Origin of the sequence: Pseudomonas glycinae, assembly GCF_001594225.2 — a bacterium.
Classification (GTDB): Bacteria; Pseudomonadota; Gammaproteobacteria; order Pseudomonadales; family Pseudomonadaceae; genus Aquipseudomonas; species Aquipseudomonas glycinae.
Genome location: NZ_CP014205.2, coordinates 4,449,066 through 4,473,003 on the forward strand (window position 1 = coordinate 4,449,066; position 23,938 = coordinate 4,473,003).

The 23,938-nt window shown below is 59.2% G+C and carries 23 protein-coding genes, 1 tRNA gene and 1 riboswitch; of the genes, 16 read left to right on the forward strand and 8 right to left on the reverse strand.

Going from position 1 to position 23,938, the window contains the following annotated elements:
* From AWU82_RS20285 to AWU82_RS20300, 5 genes are all read right to left on the reverse strand, one after another.
* Positions 1-861, reverse strand: coding sequence for a hypothetical protein (locus AWU82_RS20285; RefSeq protein ID WP_064383080.1), 861 nt, complete (start codon positions 859-861; stop codon positions 1-3).
* A 46-nt stretch (positions 862-907) separates the two neighbouring features.
* Positions 908-1,951, reverse strand: coding sequence for a glycosyltransferase (locus AWU82_RS20290; protein WP_223290645.1), 1,044 nt, complete (start codon positions 1,949-1,951; stop codon positions 908-910).
* Positions 1,952-1,969: 18 nt separating this feature from the next.
* Complete coding sequence (locus AWU82_RS29250) at positions 1,970-2,107, reverse strand: hypothetical protein (RefSeq protein ID WP_223290646.1); 138 nt, start codon at positions 2,105-2,107, stop codon at positions 1,970-1,972.
* 203 nt (positions 2,108-2,310) lie between these two features.
* Entirely contained in the window at positions 2,311-2,709 is a 399-nt protein-coding gene (locus AWU82_RS20295; protein ID WP_064383078.1) for a hypothetical protein, read from the reverse strand.
* 178 nt (positions 2,710-2,887) lie between these two features.
* The gene (locus AWU82_RS20300) at positions 2,888-3,151 is read right to left on the reverse strand and encodes a hypothetical protein (protein WP_064383076.1); all 264 of its coding nucleotides are present in this window, start codon (positions 3,149-3,151) and stop codon (positions 2,888-2,890) included.
* Between the two features lie 284 nt (positions 3,152-3,435).
* A riboswitch (guanidine-I (ykkC/yxkD leader) is annotated at positions 3,436-3,536 on the forward strand.
* Positions 3,537-3,599: 63 nt separating this feature from the next.
* On the opposite strand from AWU82_RS20300, the gene AWU82_RS20305 reads away from it, so the two are divergent.
* From AWU82_RS20305 to AWU82_RS20370, 14 genes are all read left to right on the forward strand, one after another.
* Positions 3,600-4,667: a putative urea ABC transporter substrate-binding protein gene (locus AWU82_RS20305; protein ID WP_064383072.1), complete on the forward strand. Its 1,068-nt coding sequence runs from the start codon at positions 3,600-3,602 to the stop codon at positions 4,665-4,667.
* A gap of 18 nt (positions 4,668-4,685) precedes the next feature.
* Positions 4,686-5,501 (forward strand): ABC transporter permease, encoded by an 816-nt coding sequence (locus AWU82_RS20310; protein ID WP_064383070.1) that lies wholly within the window; start codon positions 4,686-4,688, stop codon positions 5,499-5,501.
* Positions 5,498-6,286, forward strand: a complete 789-nt coding sequence (locus tag AWU82_RS20315; RefSeq protein WP_064383068.1) for an ABC transporter ATP-binding protein — start codon at positions 5,498-5,500, stop codon at positions 6,284-6,286. Before AWU82_RS20310 ends, AWU82_RS20315 begins: the two co-directional genes overlap by 4 nt.
* A 13-nt stretch (positions 6,287-6,299) precedes the next feature.
* A complete protein-coding gene (locus AWU82_RS20320; RefSeq protein ID WP_064383067.1) occupies positions 6,300-7,025 on the forward strand; it encodes an urea amidolyase associated protein UAAP1 in 726 nt (241 codons plus the stop codon).
* Between the two features lie 11 nt (positions 7,026-7,036).
* Entirely contained in the window at positions 7,037-7,678 is a 642-nt protein-coding gene (locus AWU82_RS20325; RefSeq protein ID WP_064383065.1) for an urea amidolyase associated protein UAAP2, read from the forward strand.
* Positions 7,679-7,957: 279 nt separating this feature from the next.
* Positions 7,958-11,590 (forward strand): urea carboxylase, encoded by a 3,633-nt coding sequence (gene uca / locus AWU82_RS20330; RefSeq protein WP_064383063.1) that lies wholly within the window; start codon positions 7,958-7,960, stop codon positions 11,588-11,590.
* A gap of 24 nt (positions 11,591-11,614) precedes the next feature.
* The gene (gene atzF / locus AWU82_RS20335; RefSeq protein WP_064383060.1) at positions 11,615-13,387 is read left to right on the forward strand and encodes an allophanate hydrolase; all 1,773 of its coding nucleotides are present in this window, start codon (positions 11,615-11,617) and stop codon (positions 13,385-13,387) included.
* Between the two features lie 168 nt (positions 13,388-13,555).
* Entirely contained in the window at positions 13,556-15,043 is a 1,488-nt protein-coding gene (locus tag AWU82_RS20340; RefSeq protein ID WP_064383058.1) for a sensor domain-containing diguanylate cyclase, read from the forward strand.
* Positions 15,036-15,266 carry a cysteine-rich CWC family protein gene (locus AWU82_RS20345; protein ID WP_064383056.1) on the forward strand — a complete coding sequence of 77 codons (231 nt, stop codon included), beginning with the start codon at positions 15,036-15,038 and terminating at the stop codon, positions 15,264-15,266. Before AWU82_RS20340 ends, AWU82_RS20345 begins: the two co-directional genes overlap by 8 nt.
* Before the next feature lie 33 nt (positions 15,267-15,299).
* On the forward strand, positions 15,300-15,992 hold the full coding sequence (locus AWU82_RS20350) for a pseudouridine synthase (RefSeq protein ID WP_064383054.1): 693 nt from the start codon (positions 15,300-15,302) through the stop codon (positions 15,990-15,992).
* A gap of 316 nt (positions 15,993-16,308) precedes the next feature.
* Positions 16,309-17,193 (forward strand): alpha/beta fold hydrolase, encoded by an 885-nt coding sequence (locus tag AWU82_RS20355; RefSeq protein WP_011332879.1) that lies wholly within the window; start codon positions 16,309-16,311, stop codon positions 17,191-17,193.
* A gap of 169 nt (positions 17,194-17,362) precedes the next feature.
* Positions 17,363-17,436: transfer RNA gene (locus AWU82_RS20360), tRNA-Gly, on the forward strand.
* A 483-nt stretch (positions 17,437-17,919) separates the two neighbouring features.
* A complete protein-coding gene (locus AWU82_RS20365) occupies positions 17,920-18,237 on the forward strand; it encodes a helix-turn-helix transcriptional regulator (RefSeq protein WP_064384151.1) in 318 nt (105 codons plus the stop codon).
* Positions 18,230-19,489: a type II toxin-antitoxin system HipA family toxin gene (locus AWU82_RS20370; protein WP_064383051.1), complete on the forward strand. Its 1,260-nt coding sequence runs from the start codon at positions 18,230-18,232 to the stop codon at positions 19,487-19,489. The genes AWU82_RS20365 and AWU82_RS20370 overlap by 8 nt, the downstream gene beginning before the upstream one ends.
* Positions 19,490-19,568: 79 nt before the next feature.
* Here the strand turns inward: AWU82_RS20370 and AWU82_RS20375 are convergent, their stop codons facing one another.
* On the reverse strand, positions 19,569-19,937 hold the full coding sequence (locus AWU82_RS20375) for a DUF6124 family protein (RefSeq protein WP_064383049.1): 369 nt from the start codon (positions 19,935-19,937) through the stop codon (positions 19,569-19,571).
* 529 nt (positions 19,938-20,466) lie between these two features.
* Here AWU82_RS20375 and AWU82_RS20380 point away from each other — a divergent pair.
* Positions 20,467-21,195 (forward strand): class I SAM-dependent methyltransferase, encoded by a 729-nt coding sequence (locus AWU82_RS20380; protein WP_064383047.1) that lies wholly within the window; start codon positions 20,467-20,469, stop codon positions 21,193-21,195.
* A gap of 42 nt (positions 21,196-21,237) precedes the next feature.
* On the opposite strand, the gene tam is transcribed toward AWU82_RS20380, so the two are convergent.
* Both tam and AWU82_RS20390 read right to left on the reverse strand, forming a co-directional pair.
* Positions 21,238-22,008, reverse strand: a complete 771-nt coding sequence (gene tam / locus AWU82_RS20385; RefSeq protein ID WP_064383044.1) for a trans-aconitate 2-methyltransferase — start codon at positions 22,006-22,008, stop codon at positions 21,238-21,240.
* 162 nt (positions 22,009-22,170) lie between these two features.
* Positions 22,171-23,256 (reverse strand): type I restriction endonuclease, encoded by a 1,086-nt coding sequence (locus AWU82_RS20390; RefSeq protein WP_064383042.1) that lies wholly within the window; start codon positions 23,254-23,256, stop codon positions 22,171-22,173.
* 223 nt (positions 23,257-23,479) lie between these two features.
* On the opposite strand from AWU82_RS20390, the gene AWU82_RS20395 reads away from it, so the two are divergent.
* Positions 23,480-23,890, forward strand: a complete 411-nt coding sequence (locus AWU82_RS20395; protein ID WP_011332870.1) for a low affinity iron permease family protein — start codon at positions 23,480-23,482, stop codon at positions 23,888-23,890.
* Positions 23,891-23,938 lie beyond the last annotated feature (48 nt).

Below are 23,938 nucleotides of genomic sequence, written 5' to 3' on the forward strand. Positions count from 1 at the left end.
TTACTTCCCTGTAATAATTGAACGTGAAAGATAGTCACTAACAGACTTAAGCGCTTCAGGAGCGCCCCGTAATCCTTCTGTACCCAAATGTATACGGCCATCCCCACCTGTAAAGTCAAAACTATGCAACTCGACCGTACAGTACGCACGCAAACTACCAAACTCCAAATTCTCCAGCTGCTCCTTACTCATTTTCAGAAGATATGCTTTACTCAAACCACTGGCCGAAGCTTTAGATTCTGGCGAATTCAAACCATCACAATTTATCGTCCGTGGTGTTCCATCACGCCGGCGCCAGTCGTGCATAACAAACGTTCGAACAGAGAATTCATTTTTGATACTGGGTGGTGATGCGGTAAGCCAAAGTTCCAGGCCTGGGTAGTTCTTCAGCTTTACAACCAGCTCATCCGGCCAATTCACATGCCGTCCGCCCATATTGTGCGGTTCCTTGGTATCCCTTCTGGTGTAAAGCCTGGCGGTAACGTGGTAATGCGTCCAGCTGGTGGGTGGTTCTGCCCCAAGAGTTTCATACACAGGAAACAGTTCTTTTCCCGTCCACCAGAATGCCCCATCAAGAAGATCTGCAATACAGGACCCGTCGCTCCTTAATGTCGATCCAAAATGGAACCCGGGAATCCTTGTCCGATCCAGCAGGCTGCCGCCCAGTATCGGGACCTGCTCCATACCCGCCAGCTTCCTGCTGCATTCCCCTTGTTTCTTCTGATAAATCTCCCGCGCTTCTGCGGCCTCCTCCCATCGGATACAGAAATCAACGACCCAATAACAGATCGCTAGTAACACTCCATATTTAATTCCCCTTCTGCACTGGCGGAAAACTTCCTTGCGAGACATCTTAAGCATTTCAAATCTCCATTTTAAAATGACCAATCACATCACTCGAAACAACTCACCCCATCAACTCCTTAAATACTTCAAAGTAACCGCTTACTCCTTTAACCACATCGAATTCGCTTGCCTTCAACCTCGCCGCATCCTTCACAGACTCAAAACCAGCGAAAGACTTTAAAACCCTGCACACTGCCGTGGCGATTTCTTCAGCGTCAAAAAAATCAACAAGTATCCCGCTGATTCCATCTTCGATAACTTCCTGCACGGGAGCGGCATTTGAACCTACGACAACACAGCCAGATGCCATGGCTTCCAACAGAGACCAAGACAAAACAAACGGATATGTCAAATACACGTGAGCCTTTGAAAGACTCAGAACCGACCTGTATGTTTGATAAGGCAACTTCCCAACAAAGTGAACATTGGAAATATAAACATCCACCTCCGCGACCATCTTGCTTCGCCAGTTCGGGTATCCAATGGGCATCCGCCCATAACTGACATCATCCCCACCCACTACAATGACCTGCGCGCTCGGGCACTTTTCCTGAATATAGGGAATGGATCTCATAAAACTATGAAAGCCTCGGTAAGGTTCGAGGTTTCTGGCGACATAAGTCACAATAGGCTGACCTGCTCTTATCACGCGCCCACTCGGCAGCGTTACAGACTCGACCTTTTCTGATTCGGCAAATTGAATAATGCCTTCGTGAATTACGCGAATTTTGGACTGATATATTTTCGGAAAAAGACTGCGCTGCCATTGTGTAGGTGCAATCCCGGCATCGCACTGCTCAATATTCAGGAGATGCATCGAATTCAAGACTCTAAGCCTTGAGGACGTATCCATCGCACAGGGAAACTCAGGATCGAAACCAGAGTCCGCCTCACGCGCTCGGTAATAGTATTCACAGAAATGAACTAGCGGCACATCGGGGTAAACATCTTTGACGAATAGCGATTCACCCCAACCAGGATGAGCGAGAACTACATCAGGCCGAAAGCCTGCCTGGCTGAGTCTCTTCAATATTCGTTGAACTTGTTGCCCGTCCGAAACAGCCTCTTGATATCTATGCAAATAGTCGTGAGCGTCATTAGTCATATTCCTTGATGGTCGATATCAAAATAACTTTACCCCGGCAATACCTGGCGCGGTATCGCGTCCAATTGCAATGACGCCCAGACGCCTGCGCAATGCTTCCAACGCCACATGACGAAACTGACCGGGAAAATTCTGATGAATGATAAGAAGATTCATATCCGAGCAATATCCCGCGCTTATACACCTCCATGAAATTGAAGTTTTTCAACGTCAACATGTGCATACAAACGCTAACAAATGGTCAGAAATAAAACTGTAGGAGGGTTCCGAGAACCTCCTAGGAGATGGTGCAATCCACACCAACACAAAAAACAGGCACAAAAAAAGCGGCGCTCAATGCGCCGCTTTTTTGCGGGTGGTTACCAGCGGTTGCCGTGTCGGCCGTAATCGCCACGTCCACTGTGACGGTCGTAATTGCCACGACCCCGGCGGTCATCCCAGCCACCGCGACGGTGGTCGTCCCAGCGTCCGCGATCATGACCGTGCCAGCGACGGTTCTCGTAGTAACGCGGGGCCGGTTGGTAGTAACGGGGCGCTGAATAATAACGGGGCGCCGGTTGGTAATAGCGTGGCGCTGGCTGGTAGTAGCGCGGCGCCGAGTAGTACGTGCTGCCGCTGTAATAAGTGCCACCGCTGTAATACGAAGGTGCCTGCGATGTGTAGACCTCTGAGCTGTAGTAGCCATCTCCGTAGGAATAAGGGACGCATCCGCCAAGGGAAAAAAGCATCACGGTAAACAGAAGAATTCGGCGATACATGGCGGCCTCCTGGACCGCGGGTAGCCACACCAGCGACGCTGGCAGGCGTCAGTCTTTCATTCGGCGACTGACGAAATATCTGACAGCGATTTCGGCATCCGGTGCGTTTCTGCAACAACTTGAAACAAGTGATTGATGAAACCTTGTTCATGCAGAAACGCCGTCATTCAGCCGCTGATTAGTGGTGCCCACCGTGGTATCCACCGCCGTGATAACCCCGTCCGTAACCGCCGCGATAGCCATGGCCGCCGTAGTAATAGCGGGCGCCACCGTAGTAGCGCGGACCGTAATAACCACCGTAGTAATAGGGCGAGTAATAGCCGGGATAGTAATAAGGCGTGGAGTAAACATCGTAACCGCCGGCGTAGTAGTAACAACCGGACAGCCCCAGACCGAGCACTGCTCCCAGCAGCACCCGACGCAGCAATTTTGAAATACGCATGGCGGCCTCCTGAAAGACCTGTGACAGCAGTCGGCACAGACCGGCTGACAACAGATTTGACTGGCGGACCGGCAGCGAGTGCCCAACCCTCACGGGCATCGGATCAGCGGCACCGGACGCTGCATGACGGTGCAAGCGCGCACCAACACAAAGCGTTGTCTGCACCCGCCAACCTGGCCCATCCACCCGCAAGCCAAGTGGCAGAGGGCTCGCCGCAACTTGGCACGCCTCTCGCTTTAACAAACCCGTGCAGGAGTCATCACAGGTTCGCGGCACCACAATTTGCAATGGCTGACTAGGGTTCCGGCTCGCATCTGCGAGTGGCTGGTCCGAGAGTTGGCGACCTCCAGTTGAGGTTACACGGCGGGACAAAAGCCCGGGAGACAAGCCACCGTTCGCGGTGCCGCGTTGCCTTCCTGTCCGCCCTCGATCAACTGGAGAAGCCACCATGTCCCGACTACGTTTGCCCGCCCTGCTCGCCGCCGCGTTCGCCGCGCTCATCAGCACTCAATCCCCCGCCGCGCAGAAAGACCACTTCAGCGTCTGCTGGACGATCTATGCCGGCTGGATGCCATGGGAATACGCCGGCAGCCAGGGCATCGTCGACAAATGGGCGAAGAAGTACGGGATCAAGATTGATGTCGTGCAACTCAACGATTACGTCGAGTCGATCAACCAGTACACCGCCGGCCAGTTCGACGGCTGCACCATGACCAACATGGATGCGCTGACCATTCCGGCCGCCGGTGGCGTCGACAGCACTGCGCTGATCGTCAGCGACTTTTCCAACGGTAACGACGGCATCGTCCTCAAGGGCGAAGGCAAGAAAGTCGCCGACCTCAAGGGCATGGACGTCAACCTGGTCGAACTGTCGGTCTCGCATTACCTGCTGGCCCGCGCGCTGGACTCGGTGGACCTGACCGAGAAAGACCTGAAAGTGGTCAACACCTCCGACGCCGACATTTCCGCCGCTTTCAACACCGAGCAGGTCAACGCCGTCACCACCTGGAACCCGATGCTTTCGGACATCAAAGCCAAACCCGGTGTGACCGAAGTCTTCAACTCCAGCCAGATCCCCGGCGAAATCATGGACATGATGGTGGTCAACAGCGCCACCCTCAAAGACAACCCGGCGCTGGGCAAGGCGCTGACCGGCGCGTGGTTCGAAGTGGTCGACTTGATGAACGCCAAGAACGCGGCGGGCAAAGCCGCACTTGAGCACATGGCAAAAGCCTCGGGCACCGATCTGGCCGGATTCCAGGCGCAACTGGACACCACCAAACTGTTCGCCACACCGAAAGAAGCCCTGGCGTTCGCCACCAGCAAGCAACTGCCGGAAACCATGCGCAAGGTCGCCGAGTTCTCGTTCCAGCACGGTTTGCTCGGTGAAGGCGCGAAAGACACCAGCGCGGTCGGCATGACCTTCGCCAACGGAGTGACCAGCGGCGACACCGGCAACCTCAAGCTGCGTTTCGATCCGACCTACGTGCAGATGGCCGCCGACGCCAAGCTGTAAGCCACGGAGGATTTGGCCATGCGCCTGATCAATCGCCACCCGGATCGCCCGAGTCGCCTGTTGCTGGTGATCCTGCCGTTCGCCCTGGTGCTGTTCGCCTACTTCATGGGCTCGGCCGAGCGCCTGGCGGACAACCCCAACGACAAACTGCTGCCCAGCGCGGTGCAGATGACCGATGCGGTGAAACGCCTGGCGTTCAATGCCGACAGTCGCACCGGTGAGTACCTGTTGTGGCAGGACACCGCATCCAGCCTGCAACGCCTGGCCATCGGTCTCGGTATCGCCGCACTGGCCGGGTTATGCCTGGGCATGGCCGCCGGCACCCTGCCGCTGTTCGGCGCACCGCTCTCGCCGATGCTGACGGTGCTGTCGATGGTGCCACCGCTGGCGATCCTGCCGATCCTGTTCATCGTCTTCGGCCTCGGCGAGCTGTCGAAAGTGATGCTGATCGTGGTCGGTATCACACCGGCACTCGCCCGTGATCTGGAACAGCGCGCGCGAGACATTCCGGTCGAACTGCTGATCAAGGCGCAGACCCTCGGCGCCTCGACCTGGACATTGATGCTGCGTGTGGTTCTGCCACAACTGTTGCCGCGCCTGCTGATCTCGCTGCGGCTGATGCTCGGTTCGGCGTGGCTGTTCCTGATCGCCGCCGAAGCCATCGCTTCCACCGACGGTCTGGGCTACCGGATTTTCCTCGTGCGCCGTTACCTGGCGATGGACGTGATCCTGCCGTACGTGGTCTGGATCACCCTGCTCGCCTGGCTGATGGATTGGGGCCTCAAATACCTGACCCGTCGGGCATTCCCCTGGTATGAGGGGGCCGCCAAATGAGCTTCATCACGGTGAAAAACGTCTGGCAGCAATACGCCGACCAAGTGGTGCTGGAAGGCTTGAACCTCAACGTCAACGAGGGCGAGTTCTGCACGCTGGTGGGTGCTTCGGGTTGCGGCAAGTCGACCTTCCTGCGCCTGCTGCTCGGTCAGGAAACCGCCAGTCGCGGCGAGATTCTGCTCGACGGCCAGCCCCTCGCCCACGAACCGGATGCCAGCCGTGGCGTGGTGTTCCAGCGCTACTCGGTGTTCCCGCACCTGAGCGTACTGGACAACGTCGCCCTCGGCCTCGAACTGCCCCGGGCGCCACTGCTCGGTCGTCTGTTCGGCGGCGCCAAACGGGACGCCCGCGAGGAGGCCTCGGCGCTGCTGCACAAAGTCGGCCTCGGCCATACGCTGGACAAGTACCCGGCGCAACTCTCCGGCGGCATGCAACAGCGGCTGGCGATCGCCCAGGCGTTGATCATGAAACCGCGCGTGTTGCTGCTCGACGAACCGTTCGGTGCGCTCGATCCGGGCATCCGCAAGGACATGCACGCCCTGCTGCTGGAGCTATGGCGCGAGACGCAACTGACGGTGTTCATGGTCACCCACGACCTGTCCGAAGGTTTCAGCCTCGGCACCCGTTTGCTGGTGTTCGACAAGGTCCGCCTCGACCCGCACGCCCCCGGCGCCTATGGCGCCCGCATCACCTACGACATCCCTTTGAACAGCGACCGCCGCGCCCAACGCGCCGCCGTCGACGCCCTGCCCGCCGAGCTGGCCGGCACGCTTCGTATTGCCTGAGAGGACTGCTCCCATGACTGATTCGACCCAACTGTTTCCACCCTTCGCCGAGGAAACCCTGCCCGGTGGCGGCCACCGTTCCTTCGTCCTGAAACGCGGCCAGCTGCTGCGCCTGACCGACCTGCGCGGTGGGGCCAACGTCAGCCTGACCCTGCTCAACGCCAACGAGAAAACCGAGCGCCTGAACCTGCCCGACAGCCTCAAGTGCCAACACACCGCCAAGCTGACCGCAGGCCATTGCCTGTACTCGGACATGGGCCGGGTGCTGGCGGCAATCACCGCAGACACTTGTGGCTGGAGCGACAGCCTCGGCGGCGTGCTGTGCGCTGAAGAGGTCGCGGAAAAATACGGCCAGGGCCGCTATCAGGAACTGCGCAACGGCTTCTTTCGCAACGGCACCGACAACCTGCTGGTGGAACTGGGCAAGTGGGGCCTGGGCCTGTCCGACCTGCTGATGACCCTCAATCTGTTCAGCCGGGTCAACGTCGATGAAGCCGGGCGCTTCCATTTCGTCGAAGGCCATTCGAAGGCCGGCGATTACATCGAGCTGTACGCCCCGATGGACACCCTCGTCGTCCTCACCGCCCTGCAACACCCGATGGATCCCTCACCTGAATACGCGCCTAAACCGCTGAAGCTGAGCTGGATGAACGCCGACCCGAGCGTCGCCGAACACTGCCGCACCTCGCGCCCGGAGAACGAGCGCGGCTTTATCAACACCGACCGTTTGTTTGCCTGAGGATCATCGCCATGTCAGTTGCTATCGCCACTTCGCAGAAACAACCCGACACTGCGGTGTACCGCGCCACCATTCCCGCCGGCGAACCCTGGCTGATGGAGGTCAAGGCCGGCCAGACCCTGCGCATCCTCGACCTGGAAGGCAATCAGGCGGTCGATACGCTGTTCTACAGCCTCGCCAATCCCCGTGAACGCTACGACGTGCAACGCACATTGCGCCGCCAGAACAGCGTGTACCTGAGCACCGGCAGCGTTTTGTATTCCAACCTCGGCAAACCGATGCTGACCATCATCGCCGACACCTGCGGCCGCCACGACACCCTCGGCGGCGCCTGCGCGCAAGAGAGCAACACCGTGCGCTACGCCCTGGAAAAACGCTACATGCACAGCTGCCGCGACAATTACCTGCGTGCCTGCGCCCACGACGGGCGCCTGAGCAAAGGTGATATCGGGCCGAACATCAATTTCTTCATGAACGTACCGGTGACCGCCGACGGCGGCCTGACCTTCGAGGACGGGATCTCCGCGCCGGGCAAGTACGTCGACCTGCGCGCCGAGATGGACGTGATCGTGCTGATCTCCAATTGCCCACAACTGAACAACCCGTGCAACGCCTACAACCCGACGCCTGCGGAGCTACTGGTATGGAACTGACATTCGTCCGCCTGCGCCGTTGGCTTTTCGCCCTGTGCCAGTCCCGTTCCGGCCAGTGTCTGAAATCCCCAAAACACCCCTGAACCCTGTGGGAGCTGGCTTGCCAGCGATGGCGTCGGCACAGCCAACATTGATGATGACTGACACACCGCCATCGCGGGCAAGCCCGCTCCCACAAGGTCAATGGTGACTTTCGAATTGTGATTTTGCCGTCGGGGACGACCCCGGCGCTCATCGAAGAACTGCGGGACGGCCCGCATCCCCTTCAGGGGTTTTGCCATGTTCAAAAAAGTCCTGATTGCCAACCGTGGCGCGATTGCCTGCCGCATCCTGCGCACCTTGCGTGAACTGCACGTTGAAGGCGTCGCGGTGTACTCCGAAGCCGATGCCGCCAGCCTGCACATCCTGCAAGCGGACGAAGCCCACAGCCTCGGTGAAGGCGCAGCGGCCGGCACTTATCTGGCCGTCGAAAAAATCCTTGCCATCGCCAAAGCCAGCGGCGCCACCGCGATCCACCCCGGCTACGGGTTCCTCTCGGAAAACGCCGCGTTCGCCGAAGCCTGCGCCAACCACGGCATTGCCTTCATCGGCCCGACACCGGAACAACTGCGGGTGTTCGGCCTCAAGCACACTGCACGGGCCCTAGCCAAACAGCACGGCGTGCCGATGCTCGAAGGCACCGAACTGCTCGACAGCCTCGACGCCGCGCTGATTGCCGGCGCGCAGGTCGGTTATCCGGTGATGCTCAAAAGCACCGCTGGGGGCGGTGGCATCGGCATGCGCGTGTGCCGTAACGCCAGCGAACTGAGCGAGTCGTTCGAGGCGGTGAAGCGTCTCGGCCAGAACAATTTCAGCGACGCCGGGGTGTTCATCGAGAAGTACATCCAGCGTGCGCGGCATCTGGAAGTCCAGGTGTTCGGCGACGGCCATGGCGAAGTGATCGCCCTCGGCGTGCGCGACTGTTCGGTGCAGCGGCGCAATCAGAAAGTCCTTGAGGAAACCCCGGCACCGAACCTGCCCGACGGCATGGCGGATGAGCTGTGTGCGGCGGCGATCAAACTGGCCAAAGCAGTGAATTACCGCAGCGCCGGCACCGTCGAATTCGTTTTCGACAGCGATGCGCAGCGCTTCTATTTTCTGGAAGTGAACACCCGGTTGCAGGTTGAGCACGGCGTCACCGAACAGGTGTGGGGCGTTGATCTGGTGCGCTGGATGATTGAACTGGCGGCGGGAGATCTGCCGCCGCTGAGCACATTGTTTGAGGGCCTGAAACCGGACGGCCACGCGATTCAGGCGCGACTGTACGCGGAGGATCCGGGGCGCGATTTCCAGCCGAGCCCAGGGCTGCTGACCGCTGTGGAATTTCCTGCGGCCAACGGTATTCAACTGCGCATCGACACCTGGGTCGAGGCTGGCTGCGAGATCCCGCCCTACTTCGATCCGATGATCGCCAAAGTCATCAGTTGGGCGCCAACCCGCGAACAGGCCCGCGCCGAACTGCACCAGGCCCTCGGCGACAGCCTGCTGTACGGCGTGGAAACCAACCGCGATTACCTGCGGCAGATTCTGCTCGATACACCGTTCGCCAGCGGTCAGCCCTGGACCCGTTGCCTGGAAGGCCTGGTGTACCGGGCCAACACGTTTGAAGTGCTGAGCGCCGGCACCCAGACCAGCGTCCAGGACTACCCCGGTCGCCTCGGTTACTGGGCAGTCGGCGTGCCACCTTCGGGGCCGATGGACAGCCGCGCGTTGCGCCTGGGCAATCGCTTGCTGGGCAATGCCGAAGGCGCGGCGGCACTGGAAATCACCATGAACGGGCCGCTGCTGCGCTTCAATTGCGACGCGGTGGTAGCGGTGACCGGAGCACCGTTGGCGCTGACCCTCGACGGCGAAGCGGTGCCGATGAACACCGCGCTGTTGATTGAAGCGGGCAGCCAGTTACATCTCGGCGGTTTGCTCGACGCCGGCGCCCGCAGCTACCTGTGCCTGCGCGGCGGCCTGCAGGTGCCGGACTATCTGGGCAGCAAAAGCACCTTCACCCTCGGTCAGTTCGGCGGTCATGGCGGGCGAGCCCTGCGTGCCGGGGACGTGTTGCACCTGGCCCCACTGAGCGACCGAAGCGCCGGGCAGACCCTGGCACCCCATCACGTCAGCGAATTACCTGCCGTGCGCCGGATCCGCGTTATCTACGGCCCTCATGGCGCGCCTGAATACTTCACTGAAAACTACATCGGCACCTTTTTCGCCACGCAATGGGAAGTGCATTTCAACTCCAGCCGCACCGGCGTGCGCCTGATCGGGCCGAAGCCAGAGTGGGTGCGCGCCGACGGCGGCGAGGCCGGGCTGCATCCGTCGAACATCCACGACAATCCCTACGCCATCGGCGCCGTGGACTTCACCGGCGACATGCCGGTGATCCTCGGCCCGGACGGCCCGAGCCTTGGCGGTTTCGTGTGCCCGGTGACGGTGATCGAGGCCGATCTCTGGCAGCTCGGGCAGCTCAAGGCCGGGGACAAAGTGCAGTTCGTGCCCGTCGATCTCAAGACCGCACGCGATCTCGCCCTCAAATGGGACACCTGTGGGAGCTGGCTTGCCAGCGATGGGGCCCGAGCAGACACCGCGTCAACTTCATCGCTGGCAAGCCAGCTCCCACAGGCCCTGGTTGCGCCTGTGGTTCTGGAATTGGGTCAGGAAGACAAGCGGCTGGTCGGCCGTGTGTCCGGCGATACCCATCTGCTGCTGGAAATCGGCGCGCCGGAACTGGATCTGGTCCTGCGCTTTCGCGCCCATGCCCTGATGCAGGCGCTGGAAGGCAAAAACCTGCACGGCGTGATCGACCTGACACCGGGCATTCGTTCTTTGCAGATCCACTACCAGCCCGAACAATTGCCGCTGGCCGATCTGCTCGGCATCGTCGCCGGTGAATGGGATGCGGTGTGCGCCGCCCAGGACTTGCAAGTACCGTCGCGCATCGTCCATCTGCCGCTGTCCTGGGACGATCCGGCCTGCCAGTTGGCGATCGAGAAATACATGACCACCGTGCGCAAGGACGCGCCGTGGTGCCCGAGCAATCTGGAGTTCATCCGCCGCATCAACGACCTGCCGAATCTCGACGAGGTGCAGCGCACGGTGTTCGATGCCAGCTATCTGGTGATGGGCCTGGGTGACGTCTACCTCGGTGCGCCGGTCGCCACCCCGCTCGACCCGCGCCATCGGCTGGTGACCACCAAATACAACCCGGCACGCACCTGGACCGCCGAGAACTCGGTGGGCATCGGCGGCGCCTACATGTGCGTCTACGGCATGGAAGGCCCGGGCGGTTATCAGTTCGTCGGGCGCACCTTGCAGATGTGGAACCGCTATCGCGAGGTCGCAGCGTTCGACGGCAAACCGTGGCTGCTGCGGTTTTTCGATCAGATTCGTTTCTACCCGGTCAGCGCCGAAGAACTGCTGCGCATCCGCCGGGATTTTCCCCTCGGCCGCTTCGACCTGAACATCGAACATAGCCAGCTCAACCTCGCCGACTACCAGGCCTTTCTGCAACGCGAAGCCGAGACCATCGACGCCTTCCGAACGCAGCAACAGGGTGCCTTCCAGGCGGAGCGCGAACGCTGGATCGCCAGCGGCCAGGCGCACTTCGACAGCGAAGAAGCCGTGCCGGACAGCAGCGAAGACACACCGCTGACCAGCGGCCAGCAGAGTATCGACAGCCACATTGCAGGCAACCTCTGGCAGGTGCAGGTCGAGGTCGGCAGCCGCGTGGCGGCCGGTGATGTGCTGGTGATTCTGGAGTCGATGAAGATGGAAATCCCCGTGCTCGCGCCCATGGCCGGGGTGGTGCAGGACATTCGCGTGCAGCCGGGATCGGCGGTGCGTGCCGGACAACGGGTCGTGGTGCTGGAACTCGACTGAAACCATTTGCCAAAGGATCAACCCATGAATCTGCAACTCGATGCCCTGCGCCAGGCCTACCGCAATGGCGACACCACACCCCGCCAATTGCTGTTGGCGTTGCGGGAAAAAGCCGCAGCGCTTAACCCGGACTATCACCTGTTCATCCATCTGCTCAGCGCCGAAGAACTGGAACCGTATCTGGCCGCCCTTGACGGTCGCGATCTCGACAACCTGCCGTTGTATGGCGTGCCGTTTGCGATCAAGGACAACATTGATCTGGCCGGTGTCCCGACCACCGCTGCATGCCCGGCGTTCGCCTACGTACCGGAACGTTCGGCGACCATCGTCGAGCAGCTGCTGGCGCTGGGCGCGATTCCGCTGGGCAAGACCAACCTCGACCAGTTCGCCACCGGTCTCAACGGCAGCCGTTCGCCCTATGGCGCTTGCCCGAACAGCGTGTTGCCGGAGTATCCGTCGGGCGGTTCCAGCGCCGGTTCGTCGCTGGCCGTGGCGCTCGGCGTGGCCAGTTTCGCGTTGGGCACCGACACTGCCGGCTCCGGCCGGGTGCCAGCGGCATTGAACAATCTGGTGGGGCTGAAGGCCAGCAAAGGGCTGATTTCCACCGCCGGGGTGCTGCCGGCCTGTCGCACGCTCGATTGCGTCACCACGTTCACCGCAACGGCGCGGGAAGCCAGTCAGCTGCTGGCGCTGACCGCGCGCCTCGATCCGAGGGACGAATACAGCCGCAGCAATCCGTCATGGAACGACGGCACCGCGTTCGGCGCGCCACGGCCGTTTCGCTTCGGTGTACCGCGTGCGCAAGACCTGGCGCTTTTCGGCTGTGAGGAAGGCCCGCGGCTGTTCGGCGATGCCATCGACCGTCTGAAAGCTCTGGGCGGTGAAGCGGTCGAACTGGACCTGTCGCCGTTCCTCGAAGCGGCGCGGTTGCTCTATGAAGGGCCGTGGGTGGCCGAGCGCTACAGCGTGGCCGGCGAGTTGATGGAAGAAAATCCCGAAGCAGTGCTGCCGGTGATCCGCGCGGTGCTGGCCAAAGCACCGGCCGTCAGCGGCGTGCAGACGTTCCGCGCGCAATATCGCCTGCAAGCGCTGAAAGCCGTTTGCGATAAAGCACTGGAAGGACTCGACTGCGTGCTCACGCCCACCATCGGTCGTCCGGTGACGCTGGCGGAACTCGACGCCGAACCGGTGCTGCGCAATTCCGAACTGGGCTACTACACCAACTTCATGAACCTGCTCGATTACGCTGCCGTCGCCGTGCCCAGCGGTTTCATGGCCAACGGGCTGCCGTGGGGTGTAACGCTGTTTGGCCGGGCGTTCACCGATCAGTATCTGCTGGGCGTGGCCGATGCCTTGCAGCGCCAGCAGGATCCCGCGCTGCCGACGCCGAACAACCCGGCGCGCCATGACCGTGCACGACTGGTGGTCTGCGGTGCGCATCTGGACGGACTGGCCCTGAACTGGCAGTTGCGGCAACGCGGCGCACGCCTGATCGAGGCCACCTACAGCTCGAAGAACTACAAACTCTATGCCCTGGCCGGCGGCCCGCCGTTGCGCCCGGGCATGCTGCGCGTGGCCGAAGGCGGCGTGGCCATCGCAGTGGAAGTCTGGGAGTTACCGAGCAGTGAACTGGGCTCGTTCCTGACCGGCATCCCGGCGCCGCTGGGTCTGGGCAAGGTACAACTGGCGGATGGCCGCTGGGAAAGCGGATTCATCTGCGAACCCTACGGCCTGGAAGGTGCAACCGACATCAGCCATTTGGGTGGGTGGCGAGCGTATCTGCAAACCGCAAACTGATCCGAACAGCGGCCCCCTCTCGTTCCGGGAGGGGGCTGGATGAGTGAGCCATTCTCCAGACACCCCTGCCCGGCTGATCCCCCCGCATTTCAGGCACAAATCCCGCAGTCTTTTCCCCGCCGTGCCACTAGAATGCTGCCCATCGGGTCACTGTCAACGGAATTGCCAATGCCGCTCAGATCTGCGTTTCACTCCCAACGTTCGCTGGTACTGACCCTCGTCGCCCTGCTCGGCGCAGGTTTCCTCGCCACTTCACTGCTCAGCTACTACGCCTCGCGGGCGTCGATCCGCGACAACATCGTCAACACCGAACTGCCGCTAACCTCCGACACGGTCTATTCGGAAATCCAGAAAGACCTGGTCAGACCGATCCTTATTTCTTCGATGATGTCCCGCGACACCTTCATGCGCGACTGGGTGGTGAACGGCGAGAAAGACAGCGACCAGATGACCCGCTACCTCGACGAGGTCATGACCCACTACGGCGCCTACACCGCGTTTTTCGTCTCCAACAGTACCCACACCTACTACCACGCCAAGGGCGTGCTAAAGCAGGTGAAAGTCGACGAACCGCGTGACGCCTGGTACTTCCGCGTGCGCGACATGAAGGATCCATACGAGATCAATGTCGACCCGGACCTGGCCAACAAAGACAACATGACCTTCTTCATCAACTACAAGGTCTACGACTACAACAATCGCTTCATCGGCGCCGCTGGCGTGGGGCTGACGGTGGACGCGGTGATCAAGCTGATCGACAAGTATCAGCAGCGCTATCAACGCAGTGTGTACTTCGTCGACACCTTCGGCCGACTGGTGCTGACCGGCGCCGAGGGCGGGCCGGAAGGGGCGCGGGTCGGGAAAAGCCTGACCGACCTCGACAGCATGAAAAGCCTGGTCAGCCAGCTGCCCAAACCCCACAGCGGCAGCTACGAATATTCCACCCACGGCCAGGGACATTTCCTCAACGTGCGGTTTATTCCAGAGCTGAACTGGTACTTGTTCGTCGACAAACGCGAAGACGGCGCGCTGAGTGAAATCCGCCAGTCGCTCTATCTCAACCTGCTGATCTGCCTGCTGGTGACGCTGATCGTGCTGGCGCTGGTCAATCGATTGATCAAGCGCTATCAGGACAAGATCCACGCTCAGGCCACCCTCGACAGCCTCACCGAACTGCCCAACCGCCGCGGCTTCGACCTGCTCGCCGTGCAAGCGCTGCACGAAGCGCACCGTGAGCCGAAACCGCTGACCGCGCTGCTGCTGGATCTGGATCACTTCAAGGCCTTGAACGACACTTACGGGCACATGGCCGGCGATCAGGTGCTGATCGGTTTCGCCAGGGACCTGCAAAGTTGTCTGCGGCATTCCGACATTGTCTGCCGTTGGGGCGGTGAGGAATTTATCGTGCTGCTGAAGGACACCGACGGCGAGACCGGTCAGAAGATTGCCGAGAAGATCCGCCAGCACGTCGAACAGCATGAATATGCCTACAACGGTCACACCCTGAATCTGACGGTCAGCATCGGCGCCACCACCCTGCAACCGGATGACACCTTGCACAGTCTGCTGTCCCGGGCCGATCATGCGATGTACCGGGCCAAACAGACCGGCCGTAACCGCACCTGCGTGGAAATGCCTCACTCGACCTATGCCTGACACCAAGAACACACCTGACCTCTGCCCGGCCTGCGGCGCCCGCAACGACTGCACCCTGGCCGACCCGCGCACCGCCGACCGTGCCTGCTGGTGCTACGGCGTTTCCATCGATCCGGCAGTGCTCGAAGCCCTGCCGGCGGAACTGCGTGACAAGTCCTGCCTGTGCCCACGCTGCGCTCAGGTCGAGGCGCAACTGCAAGCGGCCAGGCCGTCGATCCCGTAAGATGCGCGGCCCGCTTCCTGCCGATTCCTGATCATGCGCGTCGACCGTTTCCTCAGTAACCTGCCCCGCTACAACCGCAAGCAGGTTCGCCTGTTGCTGGTGGAAAAGCGCGTGCGCATTGACGGAAAAGTCGTCAGCGATCCCCACAGCGAAGTCCTGGAATTCAGCCGCGTGGAGGTCGACGACGAAGTGCTGCAACCCGGCAAACCGGCACGCTACTTCATGCTGTACAAACCGCAAGGCTGCGTCAGCGCCACCCGCGACCCCGAACATCCGACCGTGCTCGACCTGATCCACGAGCCGGACAAGGATGACCTGCACATCGCCGGGCGTCTGGATTTCAACACCACCGGGCTGATGCTGATCACCAACGACGGCAGCTGGTCGCGGCGCCTGACCCAGCCGCAGACCAAACTGCCGAAGGTCTATTACGTCGAGACCGAACAGGAGATCGGCCCGGAATATGCGATCAAGTTCGCTGAAGGGATCTACTTCGCCTTCGAAGACCTGACCACCCAACCGGCGCAGCTGCAAGTGCTCGGCCCGCGAACGGCGCGGTTGAGCATCGTCGAAGGTCGTTACCATCAGGTGAAGCGCATGTTCGGCCATTTCAACAACAAAGTGCTGCGCCTGCACCGCGAATCCATGGGCCCGCTGGCGCTGGATCACGCGCTAAAACCGGGCGAGTACCGCGCTTTGCGCACCGAAGAGATTCATTTGTTCTAAGCAGCCGACCGCTCAGCAGAAGTTGTCGAACAATTTACCAACGGCACTTGCGCGATCCGGATCCCCCTGCTTGAATCAGGTCGTCGGCCAAATTGTGACCGATGAGTCACACATAACATCCAAGAAACTTTTTGTCGGTAGACAGCCCATCAGGGTTGCGCCTCAGCCGACAGACTGCCCGCCAATAACAACACCCGTCGACCTGCCGTATCGGATCGACATGGGCCACAAAATTCCAGGCATATGCCTACCTGTCACAAAGCTCGTGCAATCTCATTTGCGCGCATACCCGCTTGCTTGCCAGGAGTCTTATGACATGAGGCCAGAAATCGCTGTGCTGGATATACAGGGTCAGTATCGGGTTTACACGGAGTTCTATCGCGCAGACGCCGCAGAAAAGACCATCATCCTGGTCAACGGCTCGATGGCCACGACTGCGTCGTTTGCACAGACCGTGAAAAATCTGCACCCGCAATTCAACGTGGTTTGCTACGACCAGCCCTACGCGGGCAAGTCGAAAGTCCACAACCGCCACGAGAAACATCTGACGAAAGAAGTCGAAGGTCTGATCCTGCTGGAGCTGATCGATCACTTCGCGGCCGAACACGTGCTGTCGTTCTCCTGGGGTGGCGCCGCGACCATGGTCGCCCTCGCGCATCAGCCTCGGCGCATCGAAAAAGCCGTGATCAGCTCGTTCTCCCCGGTGATCAATGCACACATGCTTGATTACCTCGAACGCGGTGTCGAATGCCTCGGCAAACGCGACGGCGATCGGGTCGGGCACCTCGTCAACGACACCATCGGCAAACACCTGCCGTCGCTGTTCAAGCGCTTCAACTATCGCCACGTCAGCAGCCTGGCCGAGCACGAATACGGGCAGATGCACTTTCACATCAATGACGTGTTGCACAGCGATCGTCAGTGCTATTTGAACGCGGCGAAGAAAATCAACGTACCGGTGCTGTTCCTGAACGGCGAATGGGACGAATACACCGCCGCCGAAGATGCGCGCCTGTTCGGCAACCACGTCGCGCAGAGCACCTTCACCACCCTGCAGGCCACCGGGCACTTCCTCGACATGGAACACAAATCCGCCTGCCGGGACAGCCAGAACGCCCTGCTCGGTTTCCTGAAACCGGCGCAACAGGCCAGCCGAACGCGTTACCAGTTTGTCCAGGATCACCATGCATTGGCCATTTGAAACAGTGTCGTCGCGAGCAAGCCTGCGAGGCTGAGATTCAGCCGTCCTCCAGCCCGCAGCGCTTGCCCGCGATTGACCGATCTGGCTCTGATTCAGGCTTTTCCACTCGACACACGCAAAGAAAACTTCAAATCCGTGGCCGAGTCTGGTACAAAGTCAGCCGCTCTGAGCGGGTGTCGTATAATGGCATTACTCCAGCTTCCCAAGCTGATAACGAGGGTTCGATTCCCTTCACCCGCTCCAATCGAATTTATGTCCTGCGTCGTGGTTTGACGGGGGATGCGCAAACAGAAAAAACCGGCCTTGATGGCCGGTTTTTTTGTGTCCGGGATTTGGTAGCGAGCAAGCCAGCTTTGAACCATTCAGAAACAACACGTTGATTGAATTCCCCCCGTCTGCGCTTACGCTCCTGACAGTCAGTCACTCATGTCGTGAGCGCTTGTTATCGAAGCGTTCGGCTTCAAGGGAGATATCCGCATTTCTTCCCGGCTGCTTCTCGGCCAGAGACGATCAAGGGTATGCGATTGCAATGGTTTCGATGGAGTGCTCAACGTAAAGCCAAGCTGAAGCGGTTTAAACACCGACAATTTAATTCTGCACAATTGTGGTTTATCAGCATTAATCGCAGTTAACCCATATCAAAATGGAGTTAACTGATTTGACGCAATGAAGGTTAACTCTATAATTTTGGGTATTAACCGACCTTTATGCGACATAAGGCACACCATGCTGGAATTAAGCCTCAGCAAACCAAGCGAGATCGTCAAACGGCTCTGCCAACGCCTGCGCACAGAGCGGATAGCCCTGCAGATGACGCAAGCCGATGTGGCTGCTCGCGCCGGTGTCGGCACCAATACGGTGGCCAACCTTGAAGCCGGGCGGAATGTCAGTTTCGAAACCGTAGTCCGAGTGGCCATGGTTGTGGGGCGCGTCCAGGAAATCGAAGACCTGTTCTTGCCAAAACTGGACAGCCTGGACGACATCCTTCGTTACGAAGACAGCTCCAGGCGTCAGCGCATAAAAAGGAAATCAGGAAATGCTTGAACAAGTGGACGTCTACTACGATGGCTGGGGTGAACACTGGCGGTGGGGCACGCTCGTTTCCACGACGGCTATCACCGGTCGCCCACTGATCGTGTTCGAGTACAGCGACGAGGCAAAGAACAGAGGTCTGGAATTGTCGGCGTACAGACTTCCATTGGAAGGCCCCAAGTTACGGCGGGACTTTCCGCTCCATCAATTGGGTTTGCCTGGACCGGTCTACGATGCGCTGCCGGATGGCTGGGGCATGCTGCTGATGGATCGCTTGTTCAAGCGGCGCGGCCTTAATTCCGCACGCATCGGCCCACTCGAGCGCCTCGCTTACATCGGCAACAATGCCATGGGCGCAATGTCATTCGAGCCGGTGGCACCCGAGGCGCTGGAGCCGCAAGTTGAGGTCTCCATTGATCTGCTGGCTGCCGAGGTGCAGGAAGTCCTCAAGGGTGAGGGTGGCGAGTTCTTGCAACAGCTGTTGCTGGTGGGTGGATCTCCGCAGGGTGCCAGACCAAAAGCCTTGGTCTATCGCGATCCGCGAACAGGCATCTTTACCACCATAGCCAGATCAGACTTCGAGGCCTGGCTGGTCAAGTTTCCCGCCCGGCAGGAGCACCCCGAGGTATGTGCCATCGAAATGGTCTACGCCGAATGCTTGCGGATGTGTGGAATAAAGACACCTGAAACTCAGTACTTCAGCCTGCCGAACGGGCTGGCAGCGTTTGCTACCAGACGCTTTGATCGCGAAGACGACTTACGCGTGCCGATGCAAAGTCTCGCGGCCTTCACTGCCGCCGACTTCCAGAATGCCGGTGCGCTGGACTACGTCAACTTCTTGCGTGCGACCCATCTCTGCACCAATGACGTACGAGAGAAAGCGCTCGCGTTTGAGCGTGTAATCTTCAACGTCGCGTTCAACAACCGCGATGACCACCCGAAGAACTTCGCCTACATCATGTCTAAATCGGGCCAATGGACGCTGGCGCCCGCCTACGATGTGACCTTCTGTGAGGGTCCCGGCGGATACCACCAGATGGACGTTATGGGCGAAGCATTGGAGATCGGACGAAAAGCCATGCTCGACCTTGCAGAGGAAGCGGAAGTATCGGCTGAAACGGCCGACGGCATCATCAACCGATTTTGCGAGGTGGCTGATCAGTTCGCGACCATGGCAGAAACGATGTACCCCGGCGTCATCACTCAGGACACGTTGCAGACTATCCAGAAACGAATCGATGAAAACGTCGAGCGACTTCGCTGAGATTGCTCTGCCAAAGCGCCAAAATGAAAAAACCGGTCGCGATGACCGGTTTTTTTATGCCTGCCAGAACAGCTGCATTTCAGTCCTTCACCTCAACATGATCCAGCGCCTGATTCACCGCCAATTCCCCCAGCATCACCAACTGCGCAATGCCTATCGCGGTTCTACGGTGGGTGGGGTCGAGGGTGGCGGCGAAGTTGTTGAGCATCTCGGAGGCCGAGCCAAGGGATTCGCTGGCGTTAGCGAGCAAGGATTCGGTGTCGTAGGCCGGGTTGGCGAAGTACATCGGGTCGGGTTGGTTGGTCGTGCCCATGACATGGGCGCCGGGGCAGAGGTAATGATCGAGGGCGCGGTTGGCGGCGTCGTGGAGTTTTCTGCAGTCGATCGAGACGTACGGGGATGTTGGGTCGGTTTCGACTTCGGGGGGATTCGGGGTTGGCTTCTTCATAATGGCTTCTTTCTAGTCGATGGGTGGAGCTGACCTACTCGGTTCCAATCGAAGAGGTGGCAGCTGTACGCGAGTTGGAACCCGGGCGAAAAAAGCCAAAAGCCCGACAGACTCGAAGTCTCTCGCGCACAGCCGCCATAACAGAGTGCACACCATGAAGGCGGGCAAGCATACGTCATGAAAGCTGCTTTTGCTTTTTTGGGAAGTCGCCGGGGTTCCAATCCCGATCGCCGATTCATCAGCGACCCTCACAGGCTAGAGCCCGCACTTCCGACGGACAACCTGAAAACCTTGTGGGAAGGTTCAGTAAACAGGGCCAACTCTTTAAACATCCCGTATCGAAAAACCGCGTTTACAGATCCCCAACACTCCCCCGGTTCTCACACTCGCCACGACCCGCTAGCATTTCCCCATCGCCCACCACCCTCCCCCTGCGCGGCCATCGACGAATACGCGCCATCACGTTTCGAGGGATTCAAAACCGTGGCCTGCGAGCCACCCAAATCAAATTCAAAAGAGCAGCAAATCCATGACCCAGAACATCTACGACGACCCCGAATTTTTCCAGGGCTACAGCCAGATGAACCGCTCCATCGGCGGCCTCGATGCCGCGCCGGAATGGCCCGCGCTGAAAGCCTTGTTGCCCTCCCTGCACGGTTTGCAAGTGGTGGATATGGGCTGCGGCTATGGCTGGTTCTGCCGCTGGGCCAGCGAACACGGAGCTGCCCAAGTGCTGGGGCTGGATGTCTCGGAGAAAATGCTCGAGCGGGCGAAGGAAACCACCTCGGCCGCAAACATCCGCTACGAACGTGCCGACCTGGAACACCTCGACTTGCCTGCATGCACTTACGATCTGGCCTACAGCTCGCTGGCGCTGCACTACATCAAGGATCTCTCAGGGCTGTTTGCCAACCTGCATTCGGCACTTAAACCCGGTGCGCATTTTGTGTTTTCCATCGAGCACCCGATCTTCATGGCGCCGCGCAATCCGGGCTGGCTGATCGACAGCGAAGGCAACAAGCGCTGGCCACTGGACAGTTATCAGATGGAAGGCGAGCGAGTTACGAACTGGCTGGCCGACGGTGTGATCAAGCAGCATCGTACGGTCGGCACGCTGCTTAACGCGCTGATCGACGCCGGGTTCACGATTCAACACGTCAATGAATGGGGCCCGAGCGATGCCGAAGTGGCCGCCCAACCAGCGCTAGCTGAAGAGCGTGAGCGACCGATGATGATGCTGGTCGCCGTACAGCGCTGACCGCAAAAAAGAAAGGGCCGATCCAATCGGCCCTTTTTCATTTCAACGTGTGGCAACGATGAACAACCGCGGAAACGGCAACAACACCGAACCGTCCGCCAGCGCCGGATAAGCCTTGGCAACCTCCGCCAGATAGTGCGCCAGATACTCCGCCCGCTCCGCATCCGTCAGCGGACTGAGGAACGGAATCAAACCGCTGCCCTTGAACCACTCGACAACGCCTGAAGCCCCGCCCGCCAACTGATGGTGATAGGTGGTGCGCCACACATCGACCCGTGCGCAATGCGGCCGCAGCATCGAGAAATAGGCACTGGCATCCGCCATCTCGGTCCGCTGCCCCGCCGCGCCCGCCAGTTTGCTGGCCCACGACCCGTTGGCAGCCACTTCGCGCATCAACCGATGGGACGGCTCGTAGAGGTTGTCCGGCATCTGAATCGCCAGGCTGCCACCCTGCGCCAACTTGCCCGCCAGCGCCGGCAGCAACGTCGCGTGATCCGGCACCCACTGCAAAACGGCGTTGGCGAAGATCACATCGAATGGCCCCGCATCCGCCCATTTATCGATGTCCGCCACCGCGAACTGCAACTGCGGCAGACGCTTGCGCGCGGCATCGATCATGTCCGGCGAACTGTCGAGCCCCTGCACTTTCGCGCCCGGAAAACGCTCCACCAACAACTCGGTCGAGTTGCCCGGACCACACCCGATATCCACCACGGAACGCGCCTCGGGCGTGGGAATTGCCGCCAGCAAGTCGCGGGCCGGGCGGGTGCGTTCATCTTCGAAAGTGACGTATTGCTTGGCGGACCAGGTCATTGCGTTCTCCTGTAAGGACTTTTGCAGTGGTTCCCTACGATACATCGACTCCCTGTGCATTCCCTATCCGACTTAAGACGTGACGGCGGCGAGCGTCTTTTTTCGTGGACTTTGCTTGCATAAAAAAACCGGCCGATGGCCGGTTTTTTGGAAAGTCTCACACTAGTCGTAATAGCCCACGGTCTTTTTCAACTGATCTGAATACTCGTAGATATCATCCACGGAATTAATGGGATGGCGAGTTTCGTTTTTCTCCTTGTCGAAAATGCCAATGTACTTCTGCGAACGGTTGAAATGCAGGCGGCAAATCGGCTTTCGGTTGTTATCGTCCAGCAGGATGCCAAAGTAGCTCTGTGTATCGCGCTGAACGATTCGTTTGGCATCGACCACGGATCGAACCAATGCACGAACAATGTGATACCCCTCCAGTTCCTCCAGAGTGGTCAAAACCTTATCGTCGGATTCGTCACGGGGATCTACCGGATCCGTCCCTCCAGACGCGGCCGGAATAGACGCTAGCGCCGGCTGGATCGCACCACTCATGGCCGACTTGAGGCGGTCATTGATCTGGTCATTGAGAAATTGAACGACCGCTTTTCTCGTCAGTTCGTGAAACTGATCCCGCACCTTCTGCGTAATGACTCCGTCGTAGACTCGCGAAGCAAACACTTTGACGAAATCGTCATCCGGCTTGCTGACTTGCGAGGCGATAACTTTTTTGATCTGGCTTACGTACTTCAGCTCACCCGCCGCGTTGATGATCGAATCAACGTCGAACGCAGACTTGGTGAGCTTGATAAGTTCTGGCACCGAATATTCATCAATGTCCAGAAGGTCCAGTTCAAGGAAGGGTTTTTCATCCATCTTGTTCGGCGCATCCAGGTCAGTGAAGAACTTGTAGACCTGGCCGTTGGTGAGGATGGAGATTCGAGCGCTGGTTACGTGGAAATAACGGAACAGCTGCGAGGCGTGATTGATGTGCAGTGGCTCGCCGATTTTCTTGCACTCGATGAGGATCTGCACTTCGCCCTCTTTCATGATGGCGTAATCGATTTTTTCGCCCTTCTTCGTGCCGATATCGCAAACAAATTCCGGCGTCACCTCTGTCGGGTCGAATACGTCGTAACCCAGAACAGTACTGATGAAGGGCATGACAAACGCGTTTTTTGTCGCCTCTTCTGTCTGGATTGCAGCGCTCTGCAACCGGACTTTGGCGGCAAGACTGGTTAACTTTTCGAAGAATTCCATGAGCGGCCTCTGACTGGGTTTCTATCCGTGCACTCGCATGCTGGCAAATTGACTGCCATTTGATCCTAGACGCAAACCCACACAAAGAAAGTTCCCACTTCCAAAAGCGTTCAAAACCGTGACCTGGAACAATCAAGTTTCAAAGACAGCAAGTCTCTGTAAGTAGAATTTTCCGCCCCCCTCCGATGTCTGAATTTCAAGCGCCCCCACAAGGAACACAGCCATGAAATTCGCAAAGATCTCCCAGACGCTCGCCCTCTGGGCCGGCAGCCCCAAGACGTTCATGGGGGCGTTGATTCTGATCGGGCTCTGGGGGTTGAGCGGGCCGATTTTCGATTACAACGACACCTGGCAACTGATCATCAACACCTCGACCACGATCATCACGTTCCTGATGGTGTTCCTGATCCAGAACACCCAGAACCGCGACACCGACATCCTGCATTTGAAACTCGATGAGTTGCTGCGGGTGAACAAGGAGGCGCAGAACGCGATGCTCGGGCTGGAGTCGCTGGATCTCAAGCAGCTGGAAGCGCTGCGTCGGCATTACCGGGCGATGGGCGAGAACGAGGTGTTTGACCTGGAAGGTCTGGGGGACAAGAGCAAGCCGAAGCAGGATCTGAATGAATGCTGACAGGCAAAAAAAACGGCGCTAAAAAAGCGCCGTTTTCATTGCTGCCGA

What these genes read in the sequence shown, in the direction of transcription:
- AWU82_RS20320 (WP_064383067.1), top strand. Translation starts at nt 6,300, where the DNA reads ATGACTGATTCGACCCAACTGTTTCCACCCTTCGCCGAGGAAACCCTG.
- AWU82_RS29250 (WP_223290646.1), bottom strand. Translation starts at nt 2,107, where the DNA reads ATGAATCTTCTTATCATTCATCAGAATTTTCCCGGTCAGTTTCGTCAT.
- AWU82_RS20300 (WP_064383076.1), bottom strand. Translation starts at nt 3,151, where the DNA reads ATGCGTATTTCAAAATTGCTGCGTCGGGTGCTGCTGGGAGCAGTGCTC.
- AWU82_RS20315 (WP_064383068.1), top strand. Translation starts at nt 5,498, where the DNA reads ATGAGCTTCATCACGGTGAAAAACGTCTGGCAGCAATACGCCGACCAA.
- AWU82_RS20290 (WP_223290645.1), bottom strand. Translation starts at nt 1,951, where the DNA reads ATGACTAATGACGCTCACGACTATTTGCATAGATATCAAGAGGCTGTT.
- AWU82_RS20350 (WP_064383054.1), top strand. Translation starts at nt 15,300, where the DNA reads ATGCGCGTCGACCGTTTCCTCAGTAACCTGCCCCGCTACAACCGCAAG.
- AWU82_RS20285 (WP_064383080.1), bottom strand. Translation starts at nt 861, where the DNA reads ATGCTTAAGATGTCTCGCAAGGAAGTTTTCCGCCAGTGCAGAAGGGGA.
- AWU82_RS20395 (WP_011332870.1), top strand. Translation starts at nt 23,480, where the DNA reads ATGAAATTCGCAAAGATCTCCCAGACGCTCGCCCTCTGGGCCGGCAGC.
- AWU82_RS20375 (WP_064383049.1), bottom strand. Translation starts at nt 19,937, where the DNA reads ATGAAGAAGCCAACCCCGAATCCCCCCGAAGTCGAAACCGACCCAACA.
- AWU82_RS20365 (WP_064384151.1), top strand. Translation starts at nt 17,920, where the DNA reads ATGCTGGAATTAAGCCTCAGCAAACCAAGCGAGATCGTCAAACGGCTC.
- AWU82_RS20295 (WP_064383078.1), bottom strand. Translation starts at nt 2,709, where the DNA reads ATGTATCGCCGAATTCTTCTGTTTACCGTGATGCTTTTTTCCCTTGGC.
- AWU82_RS20380 (WP_064383047.1), top strand. Translation starts at nt 20,467, where the DNA reads ATGACCCAGAACATCTACGACGACCCCGAATTTTTCCAGGGCTACAGC.
- AWU82_RS20390 (WP_064383042.1), bottom strand. Translation starts at nt 23,256, where the DNA reads ATGGAATTCTTCGAAAAGTTAACCAGTCTTGCCGCCAAAGTCCGGTTG.
- AWU82_RS20310 (WP_064383070.1), top strand. Translation starts at nt 4,686, where the DNA reads ATGCGCCTGATCAATCGCCACCCGGATCGCCCGAGTCGCCTGTTGCTG.
- AWU82_RS20345 (WP_064383056.1), top strand. Translation starts at nt 15,036, where the DNA reads ATGCCTGACACCAAGAACACACCTGACCTCTGCCCGGCCTGCGGCGCC.
- uca (WP_064383063.1), top strand. Translation starts at nt 7,958, where the DNA reads ATGTTCAAAAAAGTCCTGATTGCCAACCGTGGCGCGATTGCCTGCCGC.
- tam (WP_064383044.1), bottom strand. Translation starts at nt 22,008, where the DNA reads ATGACCTGGTCCGCCAAGCAATACGTCACTTTCGAAGATGAACGCACC.
- AWU82_RS20305 (WP_064383072.1), top strand. Translation starts at nt 3,600, where the DNA reads ATGTCCCGACTACGTTTGCCCGCCCTGCTCGCCGCCGCGTTCGCCGCG.
- atzF (WP_064383060.1), top strand. Translation starts at nt 11,615, where the DNA reads ATGAATCTGCAACTCGATGCCCTGCGCCAGGCCTACCGCAATGGCGAC.
- AWU82_RS20370 (WP_064383051.1), top strand. Translation starts at nt 18,230, where the DNA reads ATGCTTGAACAAGTGGACGTCTACTACGATGGCTGGGGTGAACACTGG.
- AWU82_RS20325 (WP_064383065.1), top strand. Translation starts at nt 7,037, where the DNA reads ATGTCAGTTGCTATCGCCACTTCGCAGAAACAACCCGACACTGCGGTG.
- AWU82_RS20355 (WP_011332879.1), top strand. Translation starts at nt 16,309, where the DNA reads ATGAGGCCAGAAATCGCTGTGCTGGATATACAGGGTCAGTATCGGGTT.
- AWU82_RS20340 (WP_064383058.1), top strand. Translation starts at nt 13,556, where the DNA reads ATGCCGCTCAGATCTGCGTTTCACTCCCAACGTTCGCTGGTACTGACC.